This window comes from Rhodococcus sp. YH1, from assembly GCF_009939605.1.
Taxonomy (GTDB): domain Bacteria; phylum Actinomycetota; class Actinomycetes; order Mycobacteriales; family Mycobacteriaceae; genus Rhodococcus; species Rhodococcus aetherivorans.
This window is the reverse complement of sequence record NZ_WVTE01000288.1, coordinates 54,268-73,526: the sequence shown is the minus strand read 5'-3', so window position 1 is coordinate 73,526 and position 19,259 is coordinate 54,268. Positions and strand designations below refer to the sequence as shown.

General features: G+C 70.9%; 20 protein-coding genes. 7 read left to right on the top strand and 13 right to left on the bottom strand.

The window, feature by feature from the left end:
* Positions 1-139: 139 nt before the first annotated feature.
* On the bottom strand, positions 140-664 hold the full coding sequence (locus AIIKEEIJ_RS30485; protein ID WP_006946403.1) for a DUF6448 family protein: 525 nt from the start codon (positions 662-664) through the stop codon (positions 140-142).
* 181 nt (positions 665-845) lie between these two features.
* Between AIIKEEIJ_RS30485 and AIIKEEIJ_RS30480 the strand changes: the two genes are divergently transcribed.
* The 4 genes from AIIKEEIJ_RS30480 to tgt all read left to right on the top strand — a co-directional run bounded on the left by AIIKEEIJ_RS30480 (position 846) and on the right by tgt (position 5,244).
* Positions 846-1,748, top strand: coding sequence for an amidohydrolase family protein (locus AIIKEEIJ_RS30480; protein ID WP_080688518.1), 903 nt, complete (start codon positions 846-848; stop codon positions 1,746-1,748).
* Positions 1,749-1,927: 179 nt separating this feature from the next.
* Complete coding sequence (locus tag AIIKEEIJ_RS30475) at positions 1,928-2,425, top strand: cysteine dioxygenase family protein (protein WP_161997246.1); 498 nt, start codon at positions 1,928-1,930, stop codon at positions 2,423-2,425.
* Positions 2,426-2,720: 295 nt separating this feature from the next.
* Complete coding sequence (locus AIIKEEIJ_RS30470; protein ID WP_443217127.1) at positions 2,721-3,953, top strand: MFS transporter; 1,233 nt, start codon at positions 2,721-2,723, stop codon at positions 3,951-3,953.
* 25 nt (positions 3,954-3,978) lie between these two features.
* A complete protein-coding gene (gene tgt, locus AIIKEEIJ_RS30465) occupies positions 3,979-5,244 on the top strand; it encodes a tRNA guanosine(34) transglycosylase Tgt (RefSeq protein WP_006946397.1) in 1,266 nt (421 codons plus the stop codon).
* 67 nt (positions 5,245-5,311) lie between these two features.
* On the opposite strand, the gene AIIKEEIJ_RS30460 is transcribed toward tgt, so the two are convergent.
* From AIIKEEIJ_RS30460 to AIIKEEIJ_RS30440, 5 genes are all read right to left on the bottom strand, one after another.
* On the bottom strand, positions 5,312-6,037 hold the full coding sequence (locus AIIKEEIJ_RS30460) for a queuosine precursor transporter (RefSeq protein WP_006946396.1): 726 nt from the start codon (positions 6,035-6,037) through the stop codon (positions 5,312-5,314).
* A 117-nt stretch (positions 6,038-6,154) separates the two neighbouring features.
* On the bottom strand, positions 6,155-7,189 hold the full coding sequence (locus AIIKEEIJ_RS30455) for a hypothetical protein (protein ID WP_065923164.1): 1,035 nt from the start codon (positions 7,187-7,189) through the stop codon (positions 6,155-6,157).
* Positions 7,190-7,238: 49 nt separating this feature from the next.
* A complete protein-coding gene (locus AIIKEEIJ_RS30450; RefSeq protein WP_029547082.1) occupies positions 7,239-8,153 on the bottom strand; it encodes a membrane protein in 915 nt (304 codons plus the stop codon).
* Positions 8,154-8,334: 181 nt separating this feature from the next.
* The gene (gene gluQRS, locus AIIKEEIJ_RS30445; protein ID WP_043799040.1) at positions 8,335-9,258 is read right to left on the bottom strand and encodes a tRNA glutamyl-Q(34) synthetase GluQRS; all 924 of its coding nucleotides are present in this window, start codon (positions 9,256-9,258) and stop codon (positions 8,335-8,337) included.
* Positions 9,259-9,311: 53 nt separating this feature from the next.
* Positions 9,312-10,214, bottom strand: a complete 903-nt coding sequence (locus tag AIIKEEIJ_RS30440) for a LysR family transcriptional regulator (RefSeq protein WP_006943063.1) — start codon at positions 10,212-10,214, stop codon at positions 9,312-9,314.
* Between the two features lie 123 nt (positions 10,215-10,337).
* Here AIIKEEIJ_RS30440 and AIIKEEIJ_RS30435 point away from each other — a divergent pair, with 123 nt between their 5' ends.
* Positions 10,338-11,723: an MFS transporter gene (locus AIIKEEIJ_RS30435; protein WP_006943064.1), complete on the top strand. Its 1,386-nt coding sequence runs from the start codon at positions 10,338-10,340 to the stop codon at positions 11,721-11,723.
* A complete protein-coding gene (locus tag AIIKEEIJ_RS30430; RefSeq protein WP_161997245.1) occupies positions 11,720-12,457 on the top strand; it encodes a 3-hydroxybutyrate dehydrogenase in 738 nt (245 codons plus the stop codon). Before AIIKEEIJ_RS30435 ends, AIIKEEIJ_RS30430 begins: the two co-directional genes overlap by 4 nt.
* A gap of 89 nt (positions 12,458-12,546) precedes the next feature.
* Here the strand turns inward: AIIKEEIJ_RS30430 and AIIKEEIJ_RS30425 are convergent, their stop codons facing one another.
* The 3 genes from AIIKEEIJ_RS30425 to AIIKEEIJ_RS30415 all read right to left on the bottom strand — a co-directional run bounded on the left by AIIKEEIJ_RS30425 (position 12,547) and on the right by AIIKEEIJ_RS30415 (position 14,444).
* Positions 12,547-13,131 carry a TetR/AcrR family transcriptional regulator gene (locus AIIKEEIJ_RS30425; RefSeq protein ID WP_029547085.1) on the bottom strand — a complete coding sequence of 195 codons (585 nt, stop codon included), beginning with the start codon at positions 13,129-13,131 and terminating at the stop codon, positions 12,547-12,549.
* A 138-nt stretch (positions 13,132-13,269) separates the two neighbouring features.
* Positions 13,270-13,923, bottom strand: coding sequence for a superoxide dismutase family protein (locus AIIKEEIJ_RS30420; protein ID WP_161997244.1), 654 nt, complete (start codon positions 13,921-13,923; stop codon positions 13,270-13,272).
* Positions 13,924-14,036: 113 nt separating this feature from the next.
* Positions 14,037-14,444: a hypothetical protein gene (locus tag AIIKEEIJ_RS30415; protein ID WP_006943069.1), complete on the bottom strand. Its 408-nt coding sequence runs from the start codon at positions 14,442-14,444 to the stop codon at positions 14,037-14,039.
* Positions 14,445-14,568: 124 nt separating this feature from the next.
* Here AIIKEEIJ_RS30415 and AIIKEEIJ_RS30410 point away from each other — a divergent pair, with 124 nt between their 5' ends.
* Positions 14,569-15,456, top strand: coding sequence for an LLM class flavin-dependent oxidoreductase (locus tag AIIKEEIJ_RS30410; protein WP_161997247.1), 888 nt, complete (start codon positions 14,569-14,571; stop codon positions 15,454-15,456).
* 7 nt (positions 15,457-15,463) lie between these two features.
* On the opposite strand, the gene AIIKEEIJ_RS30405 is transcribed toward AIIKEEIJ_RS30410, so the two are convergent.
* From AIIKEEIJ_RS30405 to AIIKEEIJ_RS30390, 4 genes are all read right to left on the bottom strand, one after another.
* The gene (locus AIIKEEIJ_RS30405) at positions 15,464-16,996 is read right to left on the bottom strand and encodes a metallophosphoesterase (RefSeq protein ID WP_161997243.1); all 1,533 of its coding nucleotides are present in this window, start codon (positions 16,994-16,996) and stop codon (positions 15,464-15,466) included.
* Between the two features lie 151 nt (positions 16,997-17,147).
* Positions 17,148-17,705 (bottom strand): TIGR03086 family metal-binding protein, encoded by a 558-nt coding sequence (locus AIIKEEIJ_RS30400; RefSeq protein WP_006943075.1) that lies wholly within the window; start codon positions 17,703-17,705, stop codon positions 17,148-17,150.
* Positions 17,702-18,514: a helix-turn-helix domain-containing protein gene (locus tag AIIKEEIJ_RS30395; protein WP_185113670.1), complete on the bottom strand. Its 813-nt coding sequence runs from the start codon at positions 18,512-18,514 to the stop codon at positions 17,702-17,704. The genes AIIKEEIJ_RS30400 and AIIKEEIJ_RS30395 overlap by 4 nt, the downstream gene beginning before the upstream one ends.
* A gap of 60 nt (positions 18,515-18,574) precedes the next feature.
* Positions 18,575-19,225, bottom strand: coding sequence for a YoaK family protein (locus AIIKEEIJ_RS30390; RefSeq protein ID WP_029547091.1), 651 nt, complete (start codon positions 19,223-19,225; stop codon positions 18,575-18,577).
* Between the last annotated feature and the right edge of the window lie 34 nt (positions 19,226-19,259).

The window sequence follows — 19,259 nt, the reverse complement described above, 5'->3', positions numbered from 1 at the left end:
TGACTGCATCACATGATGCCGATGTGACTGCATCACATGATGCCGATGTGACTGCATCACATGATGCCGATGTGACTGCATCACATGATGCCGATGTGACTGCATCACATGATGCCGATGTGACCGTCGGTGCCCCGGATCAGCCGTGCGAGTGCCCGCCCTCGTGCGGGTCCCTGTGCATGCTCTTGTAGAGGTGATGGCTGTACACCTGCAGGCCGAGCATCGCCTCGGTGTACTCCCGCCGTTCGGCGGTCGTCACGGCGTCGGTCAGAGCGACAATCCGATCCAGCCGGGACTGCAGCTGCCGGTGCAGCTCGGCGGACAGGAACGCGTGGAGCTTCTCGACCGAGCCCGTTTCGATCGCGTCCTCGGCGAGCGGGATCACGGGCCCGACGTCGCCGCCGGCCGGCTTCACACCGGTGAACGGGGCGCCCTCGCCCGCGCGGTGCAGCCGGACCACCGTGTCGAAGAAGTAGAGATCGGCCACCTCGTGGGCGATCGGGCCCTCCGCCCGCGCCGCCGTCGCCCGCTCGAACGCCGTGCGCACCTCGTCCTCGGCGTCGGCGGGCACGAACGGCAGGATCAGCTCGACGTTGTCGTCGCCCAGCGCCGCCTCGGCGGCCTTGACGACGGGACCGTCCATGGAATCGCAGTGGGGAGGCACGGGGTGCTCCTTCCGGCGGTCGGCGGACACGCTCGGTCCCAGGCTAGTGCCGGGGTGCGTCCGGCGTCGAGCGAGCGCAGGGCGGATCGGTCGCGCCGGGGCCGCGTCGCTCGACGGCCCGGTTCGTCGCCTGGATGCGAGGACGGTTGACACGGCGGGCCGCGGCGGCGAACGTGGACGCATGAGGCGACGTCCCCGCGTCGACGTGCATCAACATGTGTGGCCGGCGTCCTTCGTCGACGCCCTCCGGGCGCGCAGCGCCGCGCCCCGGCTCGACGGCTGGACGCTGCACCTGCCCGGGGAACCGCCGTACCGGGTGGACCCCGCAGACCATTCGATCCCCGCGCGGACGGCCCTGGCGGTCCGGGACGGAATCGATCTGGCGCTGGTGTCGCTGTCGAGCCCCCTCGGGATCGAGGAACTGCCCGCCGAGGAGGCCCGGCCGCTGCTCGACGCCTATCACGAGGGGGCGCTGGGCCTGCCCGACCGGTTCGGCGTGTGGGCCGCCGCCGGCGTCACCGAGCCCGATCCGGAGACACTGCGCGACGTCCTCGCGGCCGGGTGCGTGGGCCTGCAGTTGCCGGCGACCGCCCTGGCCGACCCGGCGGGCTTCGACCGGTGTGCGCCGCTGCTGTCGGAACTCGAGCGGGCGCGCAAGCCGCTGTTCGTGCATCCCGGCCCGGCGTCGGCGCCCGGCGCTCCGGCATGGTGGCCGGCGATGGTGTCGTACGTGACCCAGATGCACACCGCCTGGTTCGCCTGGCACGAGTTCGGGGCGCGCCGGTTCCCGGCGTTGCGGGTGTTGTTCGCGATGCTCGCCGGCCTGGCTCCGCTGCACGCCGATCGGATGGCGGTGCGCGGCGGGCCCGGCGATGTTCCCGGGCCGGGGGTCTACGTGGAGACGTCGTCGTACGGGCGGGAGGTCGTCGCGGCGGTGACCGCATGCCTGGGCGAGGACCGGGTGCTGCTCGGCTCCGATCGTCCCTACGCGCGGCCGCTGGTGCTCGGCGGTTCCGCCGGCATGCGCCTGCGGACGGACAATCCGGCCCGCTTCTTCGCGAAAGTGCCTGCGCAGAACCCTTGACACGCGGACCCGGCCGGGGTGGCATGGTCGTCGTGACATTCTCGGTGAGCGCGCGGCAGCGCGGACTGTGCACGGCGTCGGCCCGTGCCGCCGAGTCGTGTCCCGGCTGTCGTCGCTGAATCCGTCTCCGCCCAGCCCGGCCCGGGCACGCCCGTGCCTCCTCATTCCAGGACTCTTCGATGCTCTCCACGTATGCCCTGCCGACGCGCGCCGACCTCACCTCCCTCGCCCTGCGGATCACGAACGATCCCGGCCGCTGGATGCCGATCGTTCGATTCGACGAGCAGCAGCGCTGGTACACGCGACTGGCCGTTGCCGACAACCACGAAGTGTGGCTGCTTTCATGGCTGCCCGGGCAGAGAACCGAAATCCACGATCACGGCGACAGCGCGGGCGCCTTCGCGGTGGCGCAGGGTGTGCTGACGGAGACCACCGTCTGCACCCCGGCGGTCGGGGGTCTCGATGGAGTCGAAGTAGCGTTGTCACGCAAGAGGATTCGTGCGGGTATGGCCCGCGGCTTCGACGCCGACCACGTCCACGAGGTGACGAACGACACGAATTCTCCGGCCGTCAGCATCCACGTGTACGCACCCGCCCTGACGACGATGAATCGGTACCGGATCGACGACGGGGTGCTCCGGCTGCGCGCATCCGAACGGGCCGGCGCGGACTGGTGAACTCGGCCGCGGCTGTGCCGGTCGTAGCGGTATCCGAAACCTTTGTCGCAGAACGATATTGGATAACGTCGCTGCAGGTGCGGTAGCCGGCCCGCGGCGCGCGATCTGCTCACGCCGTCTCGGGCGCGGCGGGTCGTGGACCGATCCTTCGCAAGGCGCGACTCGTGCCGGGGGTGGCCGAACTCACGTCCGCTCGATTCGAGGTCGGGTCGGCGTGTGCAAGACAATGGAGACTCGGCTGGTTCGCACGCCGACAAGATCCAGCGCATCCCGCACTATTCGAAGGTTCCCGCTCATGACGACGACGGCATCCGTATGCCCACCCGACTCCGCAGTACCGGCGGACGCCCCCGCGGCCGCGCCGGCAGCAGACGCCCGGCCGGGGCGCGCCCGGGCGATGTGGGCGCTCGCCCTCGGCGGGTTCGGCATCGGCACCACCGAGTTCGTGGCGATGGGCCTGCTGCCCGACATCGCGACCGGTCTCGGAGTCTCCGAGCCCACCGCCGGGCACGTGGTGTCGGCGTACGCCGCCGGGGTCGTGGTCGGTGCGCCGCTGATCGCGGCGCTGACGGCCCGGCTCCCGCGCAAGACGTTGCTGATCGCCCTGATGATCGCGTTCACCGTCGGCAACGCGGCGACGGTGCTCGCGCCGAACTACGGACTGCTCGTCGCGTCCCGGTTCGTCGCCGGTCTGCCGCACGGCGCGTACTTCGGGGTCGCCGCGCTGGTGGCCGCGCATCTGGCCGGTCGCGGGCAGCGCGCCCGGGCGGTGGCGCTGGTGATGATGGGCCTGTCCGTCGCGAACGTGGTGGGGGTGCCCGTCGCGTCGTGGCTCGGCATGGCGCTGGGCTGGCGCTCCGCGTTCGCGCTGGTGGCGGTGATCGGCACGGTCACCGTCGCCGCGATCGCCGCCTGGGTGCCCGCCCTGGCGATCCGCACCACCAGCGTGAGCACCGAACTCGGTGCCCTGCGGCGCAAGCAGGTGTGGATGACGCTCGCGGTCGCGATGATCGGCTTCGGCGGCGTGTTCGCCGTGTACACCTACATCAGCACCACCCTGACCGACGTCGCCGGCGTCTCGAAGGGGCTGGTTCCGGTCGCCCTGATGCTCTTCGGCATCGGCATGGTCGTCGGCAACGTGGTCGGCGGCCGCGTCGCCGATCGGGCCCTGGTACCGGGCATCTTCACGACCATGACGACGCTGGCGGTGCTGCTGGCCGTGTTCGTCGCGGCGGCGCACAACCCGTACACGGCCCTGGCGATGGTGTTCCTGCTGGGAGCCGGGTGCGCCGCGGTCGGCCCGGGACTGCAGATCCGGCTCATGGACGTCGCCGAGGACGCACAGACCCTGGCCGCGTCCCTCAACCACGCGGCGTTCAACCTCGCCAACGCGTTCGGCGCCTGGATCGGGGGCGCGGTGATCGCCGCCGGCTTCGGCTACACCGCGCCGGCCGCCGTCGGCACGGTGCTCGCGCTGGCAGGTGTCGCCGTCTTCGCGCTCGCCGTGCGGCTGCCGTCGGCGCCCTGATCGGACATCGTGATTGGATACCGACGTGACCGACCCCAGTGCCACCGCTTCCGCCGTGCCCACCCCGCCCGACCCGTTCTTCACCGTCGGCACCCGGCTCGCCAACGGACTCGGACGCACCGGCACGATCCACACCCCGCACGGCGACATCCACACCCCGGCGTTCGTCGGCGTGGGCACCAAGGCGACGGTCAAGGCGGTCCTGCCCGAGGCGATGAAGGAACTCGGGGTGCAGGCCCTGCTCGCCAACGCGTACCACCTGTACCTGCAGCCCGGGTCGGACATCGTCGACGAGGCGGGCGGGCTCGGTAAGTTCATGAACTGGGACGGGCCCACCTTCACCGACAGCGGCGGATTCCAGGTGATGTCCCTCGGGGTCGGCTTCAAGAAGGTCCTGGCGATGGATGCCGTGGGCGTGCGGTCCGACGACGTCATCGCCGAAGGCAAGGAGCGGCTCGCGCACGTCGACGACGACGGGGTCACCTTCAAATCCCACCTCGACGGCTCCCGGCACCGGTTCACCCCGGAGGTGTCGATGCGCATCCAGCATCAGCTCGGCGCCGACATCATGTTCGCGTTCGACGAGCTGACCACCCTGATGAACACCCGCGGCTACCAGGAACAGTCCGTCGAACGGACTCAGGCGTGGGCGGTGCGGTGCATCGCCGAACACGAGAAGCTCACGGCGCAGCGCGCCCACCGTCCGTACCAGGCGCTGTTCGGGGTGGTGCAGGGCGCGCAGTACGAGGACCTGCGCCGGCAGGCGTGCCGCGGGCTCGAATCGATCGTCGGCGAGTCGGGCCGCGGCTTCGACGGCTACGGCATCGGCGGGGCGCTCGAGAAGCAGAACCTCGGCACCATCGTCCGCTGGTGCACCGAGGAACTGCCCGAGCACAAGCCCCGGCACCTGCTCGGCATCAGCGAGCCCGACGACATGTTCGTCGCGATCGAGCACGGCGTCGACACGTTCGACTGCGTGAACCCGTCGCGGGTGGCGCGCAACGCGGCGATCTACCACCCGGACGGGCGTTTCAACATCAACACCAGCCGGTTCCGCCGCGACTTCACCCCGATCGACGAGGACTGCGACTGCTACACCTGCCGGCACTACACGCGCGCGTACATCCACCACCTGTTCAAGGCGAAGGAGATGCTGGCGTCCACGTTGTGCACCATCCACAACGAGCGGTTCACGGTGCGCCTCGTCGACGAGATCCGCGCCGCCATCGACGGCGGGTACCTCGAGGAACACAAGGCCGAGACCCTGGGCCGGTTCTACGCGCGGCGGTGAGTGAGGGTTCGCGAACTCCACCGTCGTCCACGACGGCTGCCGCGGACGACTGGACCGGTCGCGGCGCTCACTCGGCGTAGGTCGGCTCGCGCCGCTTCACGTGCGCGATGACCGCGTAGGTGACCGGCATGACGGCGACCTCGACCAGCGTCTTCCACAGGAACCCGACCACCACGTAGTTCACGAAGTCCGCCCACGTGGTGATGCCGATGACGCCGGCGGCGATCGCACAGAAGATGAGCGTGTCGGCGAACTCGCCGACGACGGTGGAGCCGATCAGCCGCGCCCACAGGTGCTTCTCCTTGGTGACCTCCTTGATGCGCACCAGCACGTAGGAGTTGAGCAGCTGCCCGACGAGGTAGCCGGCGAGGCCGGCCAGCAGCAGCCGCGGCACCACCCCGAGGACCGCCTCGAATGCGGCCTGATTCTCGTAGAAGTCGGCGGGCGGCAGCTGCTGGGCGATCCAGAAGCACAACGCGGCCAGCGCCACCGCACCGAAGCCGTAGTAGACCGCGCGACGGGTCGCGGCGAAGCCGTACACCTCGCTCAGGACGTCACCGACGATGTAGGCGAGCGGGAACAGGAAGAACGCGCCGTCGGTGATGATCGGCAGGACCTGCAGCGGGCCGAGCGCCCACTCGGCGTCGCCGAAGAAGGCCACGCCCTTGCTGGCGGCGACGTTGGAGATGATGAGCACCGCCGTGAACAGGGCCACCAGCCCGGGGTAGTAGCTGCGGACCACGCGGGCGAAGTGCGCATGGTCGGATTGCTGGGTCTGCACGTGCTCTGTCACCCGGCCATCCAAGCACTCGGACCGGAGGAAGGCGAAGAACGGACGAAAAGGACGCGGGCCCCGACCCGGTTGGATCGGGGCCGGCGACGTGCCGTCAGGGGGCTCCGTGACGTGCCGTCAGGGGGCTACCCGTCCGCCCGTGACGACCCGGTACGCGTATGCGTAGGCGATGGTGGTGACGGGCACCGTGACCAGCAGGCCGACGTAGCACAGCAGCGCGCCGACGAAGTTGATCGCGGACAGCACCAGCCACAGCAGGATCAGCTGCCCCACGTTGGCCGCGGCGGCGGACGCGCTCGACTTGATCGCCGTGACCGCGTCCTGCCGCTGGTCGATGACGAAATGCAGCGCCCACACGGTCAGGAAGGCGACGATGATGCCGCCGACGATGACGAGCGAGCCGAGCAACGTGCCGACCGCGATGAGCAGGGAGACGAGCAGGATCGGACCGAGGCTGCCGACGCGGAAGAAGTCCTTCAGCGCCGGCTTGTGCCCGTCCAGCTCGTACAGGGCCCCGCGCACCGCGGCCGCCTGGACGACGAGCATGCCGATGACGAACGCGACGATCAGCACGATCATCACGACGATCCCGACGCCCGACATGCCCGTGCTGTAGCCGTAGCGGTCCGTCGTGGTCGAGGCCATCACGACGCCGAACATCAGGGCACCGAACACGAGAGCGGCCACGACGATCACACCGGCCAGGCTCAGCCAGCCGCCGACGTTCTCACTGAACTTGCGCCACCCGTAGTTCAGCGCGTCGCCGATGTTGATCTGCGCGCGGGGAGGACCGAAGCCGGGTGGAGGCGGGTAGCCGCCGGGGGCGCCGTATCCGGGCGGCGGTCCGTACCCGGCCGGATTCCCGTACTGCGGCGGCCCGTACTGCGGGCCGGGCTGTTGCGGTGCGCCACCGTACTGGGCGCCACCGTACTGCGGAGCGCCGTACTGGGGAGCGCCGTACTGGGGAGCGCCGTACTGCGGCGGCGGGCCCTGCGGCGGGGCATAGCCGGGCGGGGGCCCGCCGTAGTTCGGTCCCTGCGGCGGGTAACCCTGGGGCGGACCGTACCCGGGCGGTGGGCCGTACGGCTGCGCGCCCGGGTACTTGTTCGGATCCTGCGGATCGGGATTGGACTCGTAGCCCCCGGTGGTCATCTTGTTCCTCTTGTTCGTAACGTGCCGCGTCGTGGAACGCCCGGGTCCGTCAGGGCGCGACGCCGCGGCCGGTGGTCACCCGGTAGGCGTAGGTGGAGGCGATGATCGTCAGCGGAATCGTGACGAGCAGACCCAGGCCGCACGGGATGGCGCCGAGGATGTTGATGCCGACCAGAGCCAGCGCCAGCAGCAGCAGCGGTCCCACGTTGGACGAGATGGCCCGGAAGCTGGACTTGATCGCGTCCACCGGCTGCTGGTTCTGGTCGATGACGAACTGCAGCGTCCACCAGGTCAGGAAGATGACGATGAAGCCGGGGATGATCAGCAGGATGAAACCGACCACGGTCATGAGCGAGACGAGCAGGCTCGCGACCACCACGGCGCCGATGTTCTCGAACTGGAAGAACGAGCCGAACGACGGACGATTGCCGTCGGTTTCGTGCAGCGCGCCGCGCACGTAGGCAGCCTGGATCAGGATGCTGACGAACACGCTGACGATCGCGCCGATGATGCTGAGCGCCGTCAGTTCGTTCGTGTCGAAGCCGCCGAAGATCACGTTGATCACGAACTGGATCAGCGCCGCCGCGACGACGAACGCGATCCAGACGCCCGCGTTCTGGCTGAACTTCTTCCAGCCGTAGCCGATCGCGTCACCCACGTTGAGCTGCGTGGGGGCGCCGAATCCGCCGTACTGGCTACCGCCCGAGGGGTAGTTGCCGGGCGGGGGCGGGTAGCTGCCGGGCGGGGGCGGGTAGCCGCCCTGAGGCGGGTAGTTGCCCGGCGGGGGCGGGTAGCCGCCCTGAGGCGGGTAGTTGCCGGGCGGGGGCGGATAGTTCCCGGGCGGGGGATAGTTGCCGGGGGGCGGGTAGTTGCCGGGAGGCGGGGGGTAGCCGCCCTGCGGGGGGTTGGGTTCGCCGCCCTGGTTGTTGGGCTCTTTGCTGGGGTCGTAACCGCCGGTCGTCATCGGATCCTTCTCGGTGGGAGGGTGGAGCCAATCGCGTTGTCGACTGCGCACACTACGTCCGACGCGCCCGAATTGCACGATCACCGGAACTTCCGCGAGCCGGACGACCGGCGCGAACCGGACTACGCGGCGGTGCCGGCCGCGCGGACCCCGCAGGGCTGTCGCGCTGCACCGATACCGGTCACCAGCTGCCGTCGTACACCCACGGCTCCCGCGGGAGCCGGGCCGGATCCCATCGTTCGAGCAGCAGCTCCGGCGTGACGGGCTCGTCCTTGTCCGCCAGGTCGAGCGAGACCGCGATCCGGCTCAGCACGTCGGCCGCGGTGTGGCCCAGCGCCGCCTGGTCGGTGAGCGTGACGGCACCGTCGCGCTTGGCGAGGCGTTTGCCGTGCACGTTCAGCGCCAGCGGCACGTGCGCATAGGTGGGTACCGGAAGCCCGAGCAGCGCCGCGAGATAGGCCTGCCGCGGTGCCGAGGTGAGCAGGTCGTCGCCGCGTACCACCTGGTCGATGCCCTGTGCCGCGTCGTCGACGACGACGGCCAGGTTGTAGGCCGGGATGCCGTCGCCGCGGCGCAGCACGAGGTCGTCGACGACACCGGTGAAGCTGCCGTGCACCTCGTCCGCCACGGTGAAGGTGGCGGCGCCGGACCGCAGGCGCAGCGCGGCGGGCCGCCCCGACGCCCGTTTCGCCTCCCGTTCGGCCTCGGTGAGGTTCCGGCACGTTCCCGGATAGGCGCCCTGCGGGGCGTGCGGCGCGGACGCCGCATGCTGGATCTCGCGTCTCGTGCAGAAGCACTCGTAGGTCAGGCCCGCGCGGGTGAGGCGGGCGATCGCGGCGTCGTAGAGGGGCAGCCGCCGCGACTGGTGGACCACCTCGTCGTCCCAGCCCAGGCCCAGCGCGGCGAGGTCGGCGAGCTGACGTTCCTGCGCGCCGGGCCGGACCCGGTCCAGATCCTCGACGCGGATCAGGAACCGCCGCCCGGTGCTCCGGGCGAACAGCCACGCGAGGACCGCCGTGCGCAGGTTTCCGAGGTGCAGGTCGCCCGACGGGCTCGGGGCGAACCGGCCGGCCCCCACCCGCGCGTCCCCGGCCGAATGTGACATTTGGTCAGACTATCGAGCGTGATGTCACATTCGGTCACCTGCACGCCGGTGGGTCACGCGACGGGCCGGCCGAGCAGGACGGAGCGCTGGGCGTGCACGGTCTCGCGGATCGCCGCGACGACGGCGGCGACCTCCGGCCGGCGCAGCGTCTCCGACCGCGCCACCATCCAGTAGTTCAGCCGCGCCTCCACCTCCCCGGGGAGGATCCGCACCAGGTCGGCGTGCCGGTCGGCCATGAAGCACGGCAGCAGCCCGAGCCCGGCCGCGGCGCGGGTCGCCTCGACGTGGACGAACACGTTGGTCGAGCTCACCGACTCGTGCATGTCCGGGGCGATGCGACGGGCCAGGTCCAGGTCGTCGACCTGCAGCATCGAGTCGATGAAGTACACCAGGGGGTGACGGCTCAGCTCACGCACCGTCGTCGGGGCACCGTGTTCGGCGACGTAGTCCCGCGCCGCGTACAGGCCGAGGGTGTAGTCGGCCAGCCGGTGCGCCTCGGCGCGGTGCACCTGGGGGCGTCCCACCACCACCTCGAGGTCGAGGCCGGACCGCTGCTGCGACGCGCGACGCGTGGCCGCGACGATCTCCACCGCCACGCCCGGGTGCCGTCGCCGCACCAGCGCACCGGCCGGGGCCGCGATGTAGGCGCTGAAGCCGTCGGTCGCCGAGACCCGGACGACGCCCTCGAGCCCGCGGTCCCCGTCGGGTCCGGCCAGCCCCGCGACGGCGGCCTCGATCCGCTCGGCCGCGGCGAGGGCCGAGCGGCCGAGCTCGGTGAGCTCCCATCCGCCCGACGCGCGGGCCAGCACGCGCCCGCCGAGGCTCTTCTCCAGCGCCGCGATACGACGGGCGATGGTCGTGTGGTTGACGCCGAGGTCGTCGGCGGCGGTCGTGAAGCGGCCCGTGCGGCCGACGGCCAGCAGAACCAGCAGGTCATCGGCCGACGGAGCGCTCATGTGTGCATTCTTGCAGATCTACTCTGCGGATCGCGTCATTGTGCATGCAGATCTGTGCATCAATACTCGGCACATGCGTTCAGAAGTGTTGCCCGTCACAGTCGAACCGAGGAGGACGAACCCATGAGCGTCGAACAGGCACGGCCCGACGGCCGTACACCGGACGAGACCCCCGCCTCGGGCCTGCGCAAGGTCGTCGGCGCGTCGATGGCCGGCACCGTCGTCGAGTGGTACGAGTTCTTCCTCTACGGCACCGCCGCCACCCTGGTGTTCTCCAAGGTCTTCTTCCCCGACAACGGCAACGAGCTCGACGCCATCATCGCCGCGTTCGTCACCTACGCCGTCGGCTTCGTCGCGCGACCCCTCGGCGGCGTCGTGTTCGGCCACTTCGGCGACAAGTTCGGCCGCAAGAAGCTGCTGCAGACCAGCCTCGTGCTCGTCGGCGTCGCCACCTTCCTCATGGGCTGTCTGCCCACTTTCGGTGCCATCGGCTACTGGGCGCCCGCGCTGCTCGTCACGCTGCGTTTCGTCCAGGGCTTCGCCGTGGGCGGCGAGTGGGGCGGGGCGGTGCTGCTCGTCGCCGAGCACAGCCCCAACCGTTCGCGCGGCTTCTGGGCGTCGTGGCCGCAGGCCGGCGTGCCGATGGGCAATCTCGTCGCCACCGTCGTCCTGCTGATCCTGACCACCACGCTGTCCGACGCGGCGTTCCTCTCGTGGGGCTGGCGTATCGCGTTCTGGCTGTCGGCCGTCATCGTGCTGGTCGGCTACTACATCCGCACCAAGGTCACCGACGCGCCGATCTTCCTCGAGGCCCAGCGTGAGGCCGAGCAGATCAAGTCCAGCTCGTACAGCGTCGTCGAGGTCGTCAAGCGATACCCGCGCGGCGTGTTCACCGCCATGGGTCTGCGCTTCGCCGAGAACGTCATGTACTACCTCGTCGTCACGTTCTCGATCACCTATCTCAAGGTGGTCGTCGGTGCGAACACCTCCACCATCCTGTGGTGGATGCTCGCCGCGCACGCCGTGCACTTCGCGATCATCCCCGTCGTCGGGCGCCTGTCCGACACCTTCGGCCGCCGCCCGGTGTACATGGTCGGTGCCGTCACCGCCGGCACGTGGGGCTTCTTCGCCTTCCCGATGATGGACAGCGGGCACAACGCCCTCGTCATGTCCGCCATCGTCATCGGACTGGTGTTCCACGCCTTCATGTACGCCGGCCAGCCCGCGATCATGGCCGAGATGTTCCCGACCCGCATGCGCTACGCGGGTGTCTCGCTCGGCTACCAGGTGACCTCCATCGTCGCCGGCTCGCTCGCGCCGATCATCGCGACCGCGCTGCTCAGCCGCTACGGCAGCGCTGTGCCCATCGCGATCTACCTGGCCGTGGCGTCCGTGGTGACGATCATCGCCGTCGTCGCCGCCCGCGAAACCAAGGGCATCAGCCTGCGCGACATCGATGCCGCGGATGCCCGCGCCGTCGGCGCCGAGAAGACGGCGGTGTCCGCATGAGTGCCCGCACCGCGCTGATCACCGGCGGCGCCGGCGGCATCGGGGCGGCGTGCGCCCGGGAACTGGGCGCCCGCGGCGTGCAGGTCACCGTCGCCGACGTCGACGAGGTCGCCGCCAAGACCCTCGCCCACGAGATCGGCGGGCAGGCGTGGGCGGTGGACCTGCTCGACACCGACCAGCTCGACGGGCTCCGGCTCGAGGTCGACATCCTCGTCAACAACGCCGGCATCCAGGTCGTCCGCCCGATCGAGGAGTTCGCCCTCACCGACTTCCGCCGGATCCAGACCCTGATGGTGGAGGTGCCCTTCCTCCTCGTGAAGGCGGCCCTGCCGCACATGTACGACCGGGGATTCGGGCGCATCGTCAACGTGTCGTCGGTGCACGGCCTGCGGGCGTCGGCCTTCAAGTCCGCGTACGTCACCGCCAAGCACGGCCTCGAGGGGCTGTCGAAGGTCACGGCCCTCGAGGGCGGTCCGCGCGGCGTCACCAGCAACTGCGTCAACCCGGGCTATGTGCGAACGCCGTTGGTGGAGAAGCAGATCAGCGACCAGGCCCGGCTGCACGACATCGACGAGGAGCGAGTGCTCGCCGACGTGCTGCTCACCGAGCCGGCGATCAAGCGGCTCGTCGAACCCGGGGAGGTGGCCTCCCTCGTCGCGTGGCTGGCCTCGGACGACGCCGGCATGGTCACCGGCGCCTCCTACACGATGGACGGCGGCTGGACCGCCCGCTGACCCACCCCCTGTGTGTGTGGCCGAATGTCACATCGCGTCGATCAGATCGAACGCGTGTGACATTCGGCCACAGGCATTTTCGAAGGCGATCAGTGGGCGTCGGCGCCGTCGAGCGACAGCTGGATCTGGGTGTGCAGCGCGTGGGTGAGGTACTCCGGCGGATACAGCTCCGGGCTGGCGACGGCGTCGAGGGCCAGGCCGTTGACCGCGGCCAGCAGGAGCGCCGCCCGGGTCTCGGGCTCCGCGGTGCCCATCCGGATCAGGACGGCGGAGACCGCGGTGCGCATCGTGAACAGCGTCGTGTGCCGGATCGTGCTCAACGACGGCGACGTCGCGGCCCGCACGGTGAACGCCGCCATCACATGCGCCTCGGCGGTGCGCTGGTCGTCGAGCGGCAGCAGCTGGCTCAGCGCCGCGAACAGGGTGCGCGCCGGATCGATGTCGGGGTCGACGGTGCTCAGCCGCGTCAGCACCCGTTCGGCGAGCGAGCGGAACGAGTAGGCGAGCATCTCGTCCTTGGTAGGGAAGTGGTGCTGCACGGCGCCGATCGATACACCTGCATGGCTGGCCACCTCGCGCACGCTGGCGCCGTCGAGCCCGATCCGCGCCGCGACCTCGAGCAGGGCCGCGGCGAGACGCGTGGGGCTGGTGGTGGCATAGGGGCGCGCGCGCATGGATGCACCGTACCTGCGCGCATCTCCATACGTCGGTATGGGGCATCGACCCCGCACCTCGGGGCGGTGTCGGCGACCGTCGCTGCACCACCTGCGGTGCCGCGTGCGGCCGGGCGGTTCCAGGACCGCCGGCGTTCGTCAGAAGTTCTCGTCGATGCAGGCCAGGCGATCACCGGCCATGCCGGCCTCGCCGGGACCGGTCCTGGTGCGCTGCGCGTGGAGTACCACGGATGCGGCCTCGCCGTCGCGGACCGCCCAGTCGACCGTCGTCGACGTCTGGGCGTTGCCGTCGCCGTCGGTGGTGATGTCGAGCCAGATCTCGTTCCGGGGGTTCGCGTAGGCCGGATCCGTCGACGAAGATTGCGGGGTGGCCGCGGGGTCCACGTTGTTCTGATAGTGCGGCCCCGCATCCGACGGTTGTGGCCCGCACGGCTGCGTGTGTACGTGCACGCCGAAGTCGCGGGTGGGCGCAAGACCGGTTGCGTTGAGCGTGACCGTCGTGCGGCCGTCTTCCTCTTCGGATTCGACGGTCACGGTCGACCCCACCGGGACGGCGGCTTCGTCGTAGGTGTAGGCGTTGTCGTCGCCACCACCTTCCCCGGGCAGCTGGAAGGCCACTCCATCCGTGCCGGGCAGGGGGGTGGGCATGCCGGTGGTCGTCGTTTCCGAAGACGCGGGAGGCGTCTCGACGGTGGCCTGGTTGTCCGTCGAGGCGTCGTCGCCGCCGCATCCGGCGGCGACGAGTGCGGTCAGGGACACGCCTGCGATCAAGGTTGTACGTCGTGTGTTCATGATTCGGCGTTACCCCCTGGTGCGCCGCGTTGAACCTCCGGCGGAGCGCTCACCCGTGGCACGGTGAGACAGAGGCACACCTGCCGGACCTGCACCGCCGCGGTCCCGCTCGGTCAGGTCCTGCTCACCCCGCTGATGATCAGGGACAGGCCCGCCCCGAGGAGCCAGACGTCCTTGGCGATCGGCGTGCCCTGCTGGGTCGGGCGGAACGATCCGCCCTCGTGCATGCCGGGCATCCGCCAGTACATCGCGAGCAGACCCGAACTGAACGCGGTCAGCGCGGCGCCGGCCACGACGGGGGAGACGACGGGCGCCAGCAGCAGGGTGCCGACGCCGATCTCGGCGGTCGACAGGGCCTGGCCGAACGTCTCCGGCCGCATCTTCCCGAGCCGGGGGAGCGCCTTGCTCGCCATGTCCTGCAGCCCTGCGGCGGCCTCGGGCGGGAGATCGCGCTTACCCAGCCCGGAATTGAGGATGAAAGCACCGGTGGCCAGCCGGAGCGGAACGTTGCTCAGTCGCACGGGAACCTCCGGAGGATCGAATGTGACCGATTATCCCGCATTCCCCGTGACGGTGGCGGCAAACTTCCCACGGCCGTCCGGATGCAGCACGATGAAGCGGTCGGCTCACCACCGGGAGGACGCCATGCCCGAGTACGGCCGGAAGCTCCTCTTCGGCAGCTTCCTCACGCCGGCCGCCGAGAACCCTGCCGCGGTCGTCGACCTCGCGGTCGCCTCCGAACGCGCCGGCCTGGACCTGGTCACCTTCCAGGACCACCCGTACCAGGCCCGTTTCCTCGACGCCTGGACCCTGCTGACCTGGGTCGCCGCGCGGACGACGCGGGTACTCGTGGCGCCGAACGTGGCGAACCTGCCGCTGCGCGGCCCGGCGGTCCTCGCGCGCAGCGCGGCCTCCCTCGACCGCCTCAGCGGCGGACGCGTGGAGCTGGGCCTCGGCGCGGGCGCCTACTGGGACGCGATCGCCGCGAACGGCGGACCGCACCGCACCACGGGCGAAGCCGTCGACGCACTGGAGGAGGCGATCACCGTCATCCGGGAGCTGTGGGCCGACCGCCGGGGTGGCGCCCGCGTCGACGGCACCCACTACCGTCTCGCCGGCGCCAAGCGCGGCCCGGCGCCCGCCCACGCCATCGGAATCTGGCTCGGCGCCTACGGTCCTCGCATGCTCGCCCTCACCGGACGCGCCGCCGACGGGTGGCTGCCCAGCGCGTTCGCCGCTTCGCCGGACCGGCTCGCCGAGATGTCGAGGCGGGTCGACGAGGCGGCTGTGGACGCCGGCCGGGACCCGCGCGAGATCCGCCGGCTCTACAACATCAGCGGCCGATTCGACGGCGGTGCGGACGGCGGATTCCTCGCCGGGCCGCCCACCGTGTGGGCGGAGCAGCTCGCGGAGCTGACCCTGCGCCACGGCATCAGCGGCTTCGTGCTCGGCACCGATGCCCGCACCGACATCGAGCGATTCGCGCAGGAGGTCGCGCCGCGCGTCCGCGAACTCGTCTCGGCGGCAAGGTGATCCGGACTCAGCCGGGGAGTACCGCACGCGGCACGCCGGCGCGCAGTTGCACGTCCACCACGAAGTCGCCGTCCTCCGGCGTGTAGCGGCGCCGCGGGTCGTGGTCCTCCACCCGGAAGCTGTCGAGCGCGGGGGAGTGGGTGGTGACGGCGACCGTGCCGTCGTCGAGATCGAACTGCAGCAACCGCTGGAACGCCGTCGCGCGTCGACCGTCGACGAGGAAGTACTGATAGTCGGCGAGCATCTCGACCACGCGCCGATCGCTGCCGGGGATCGGGCGGTCGGTCACGGTCGTCTGCCCGTCCACGTGCCCGGACAGCACCATGAACACCGACTCGTGCGGCACGACGAGCCGGTTCCAGATCTGCTGGCCCGAACTGCCGCCGATGTCGCCGAATCCGCTCATCCGCAGGCGCCCGTCCTCGTCCAGGTAGTAGTGCGCGGCGACGATCGTGTTGCGGTCCGGATGGGCGGCCAGCACCTGCTCGGCCCAGCGCATCACGTGCTCCGCCGGGTTGTAGCCGATGTAGAGGACGAGGAACCGGGCGCCGGCGATCTCGAACAGGTCGTAGTGCGCCGAGTTGTCGGTGTCGGTCACCGAGGCGCCCCACTGCGGCCGGTCCCGGAACCGCTGCGGCCCGAAGTACTCGTTGTACAGCGCGTGGTTGCGTTCGTGCTCGCCCGGCACGAGCCGGCCCGCGACGTTCCACAGGTTGTCGTGGTTGCCGGGCAGGACCCCGTAGGGCATCCCGGCCGCCTCGAGGATTCCCATCGCCTCCGACGCGACCTCGAACTCCGCGCGGGCGCGGGCGTCCGGGGCGCCCGGCCGGATCCACGACTGGATCAGGTCCCCGGTGTGCACGGTGTACGCGATCTTCCGGTCGCGGGCCTGCTGCGCCGTCCAGGTCGTCATGGCCCGGAAGGCGGCGGTGTCGTCGCGGGCGAGGTACTGGGTGTCGGTGAGGTGCTGGATAGCGAAGTCGTACTCCGCCGGATCGGCGAACGCCTGGTCCGGTACGGCGTTGGCGTCGCGGAAACCCCGGTCGCGACGGGGCCCGTCGATCACCAGGATCTCCACGGGGCCGGCGACGCCGGTGATCCGGGCCTCGAGCACGATCGGTCCGCCGGGCGCCGCGGGCCGGGCCACGGCGCGCGGCTCGCCCCACGATCGGCCCGTGCGCACGTGCAGGGCGAGGTCGTCGAGGTTGACGCTGCGGCCCTGCCACCGGAGCGTCACCACCTCGGTTCCGGCGGGGAATTCGAGTTCGTAACGGACATAGGGATATTCGTCGAACTTGTCGCCGACGGACACCGGGGCACCGCTCTCGGCGATGTCGCGCGGGAGCGGTGGGTCCGCCGAGTCGGTCACGCCCGCGTACATCGTCGCGGACGTCGCCGGGACGTCGGTGGTCAGTCCCGTCGCCGGGATGCCGACGGACGTGACGGGCGCGGGCACCGACGGTGCCGCCCCGGCGGGGCCGGACAGGAGGGCGGCCACGGCCAGCAACGACACCGGAAGCCAGGAGCCCGGGGCGCGCATGCCCCGACGCTACCGCCGATCAGGCGCAACGCCACCGCCGATCAGGCGCAACGCCACCGCCGATCAGGCGCAACGCCACCGCCGATCAGGCGCAACGCCACCGCCGATCAGGCGCAACGCCACCGCCGATCAGGCGCGGCGCTACCGCCGATCAGGCGCGACGGCCGAGGTGCGCGAGCACCCGGGTCCGCCGGTCGGCGTCCGCGGGCACTTCGACGGCGGGCCCGCAGACCCCCTCCATACGGATCGAGTCGCCCAGGGCCTGCGCCGTCGCCTCCACGAAGTCGAGATCCTCGTCGTCGACGGAGTCGTCCAGGCCGGCGGCACGGGCGATGTCCCAGCCGTGCACGACGAGGTCGAAGTTGTAGAACCGCGCGACGGTCGCGGCGAGGGTGGTGCGGCCGAAGTGGCCGTCGTACTCGAGGCCGGCGCGCTGCGGATCGTCGAGGATCGCCTGCATGCCGTCGCGGGTGGCGGCCCACGCGCCGACCGGGTCGGTGTCCGGCGAGGGGCAGGCGGGCAGTTCCAGGCCGACGACGGTGACGATCTGCCGCTGCGTGTCGACGACGTGCCGCAGCACGTCGCGGGCGGTCCAGCCCTCGCAGGGCGACGGCGCGTCCCACCGGTCGGCCGGCACGGCCTCGACGCGTGTGGTGAACTTCGCCGCGAGTTCGCGGTAGTGACGGGCGGGGGCGAGGGTCTCGGTCATGCCGCGGATTCTTCCGCCCCGAGGTCGCCGAGGGATTGGATACTTCGGACATCGAGTGCCGAGCCCGGGCCGTGCCACCGTGGTGCCTCGCCGGCGAGCAGGGCGGTGGGCGTCAGGGTGGAGATCCTGCGGGCCTCACGGTTCAGGTGCGACTGGTCGCTGTAGCCGGCGACCGCGGCGAGTTCGGCCAGTCCGCGCCCGGGACCGGCGTCGGCGAGGGCCATGAACCGTTGCAGGCGAAGGATCGATCGCAACGTGGCGGGGCCGTACCCGAACGCCTCGTTGCAGCGGCGCTGCAGCTGACGCTCGGTGAGTGCGGCGGTGTCGGCGAGCGTGCCGACGCTCCACGAGTGCCCGGACAGTGCCTGCCGGAGGTGCCCGATCAGCGGGTCGGGGGCAAGGCCGTGCGCGAGCCAGCGCCGCACCGCGGATTGGAACACCTCGAGCCGTTCGGGGGCGGTCCGGGCGTTGTCGAGCCGGTCGGCGAGTGGTCTGGCCCCGGCCGAGCCGATCAAGTCGTCCAACCCGACGCGGGTATCGCGGAGTTGCGCGGCCGACGCGCGCAGGGCGAACGAGGCGAGACCGGGGCGGAACCGCACGCCGGCGGAGACGACGCCGGGCGGCAGGGTGAACGACCACGCGGAGGTTTCCGGACCGCACACGCGGATGCCGACGCCGGCGATCCACAGGACGTCGACGCATCCGTCCGGAACGAGGAGGTGACTCTGCCCGTCGGAGACCGCCGACCACACGCACACCAGGTGCTCGGCGAGGTCCGCGCTGGGAGTGCTCGGCACATACCACCTCATGGCCCACGAGCGTAGGCGCAGGCTCCGACAATCGCTGCCTGCGTGGGGAACCGGCTTCCGTCACGGCCGGTACGGCAGGTGCCGCACCGCGACGGTGAGTGCGACGGCGACCGCGGTGGCGACCCACAGGGCGTGCAGTCCGAACGCCCGATGCGCGAGGGCACCGCCGACGGCGCCGGTCACCAGGCCCAGCCACAGGCCCAGGTACGGCAGCCAGCTCCAGCGGGGCCCGCCGAACAGCGCGGCCGCGAGCCGCTGCCCGATCTTGACGAGCGCCCCGGTCATGTACGTCAGGGCCACGCTCACCTCGCCGTCGCGCTGGAACACCGAGTTCTCCGCGCCCATGGCGAGGGTCATCGCCACCACCGCGACGGGCGTCCACCCCGCCGTGTGGGCGAGCGCACCGAGTAGCAGCAGCGCGGATACCGCGGCGAGGACGGCGGTCTTGCGGGCGCGCCGGCTGCGGTCGGACAGTTGCGCCACCACCCCGCCGAGGACGACACCGACGAGGAAGAGCCCGATGATGCCGGCGGTGAGGGCCGCCTGGCCCCAGGCGCCGTCGGCCAGGCCGACGCTCATGCGCGTGGAGTTGCCGCTCATGAACGACACGAACACGCCCCCGAGGGTGATGAAGCCGAGCGCGTCGACGAATCCGGCGAGGCCGGACAGCGCGATGGCGAGGGCCGTGAGTTGTCTGCCGTATCCGACCACGGACAAATCGTAATCACCTTGTGCTGTTACCTCT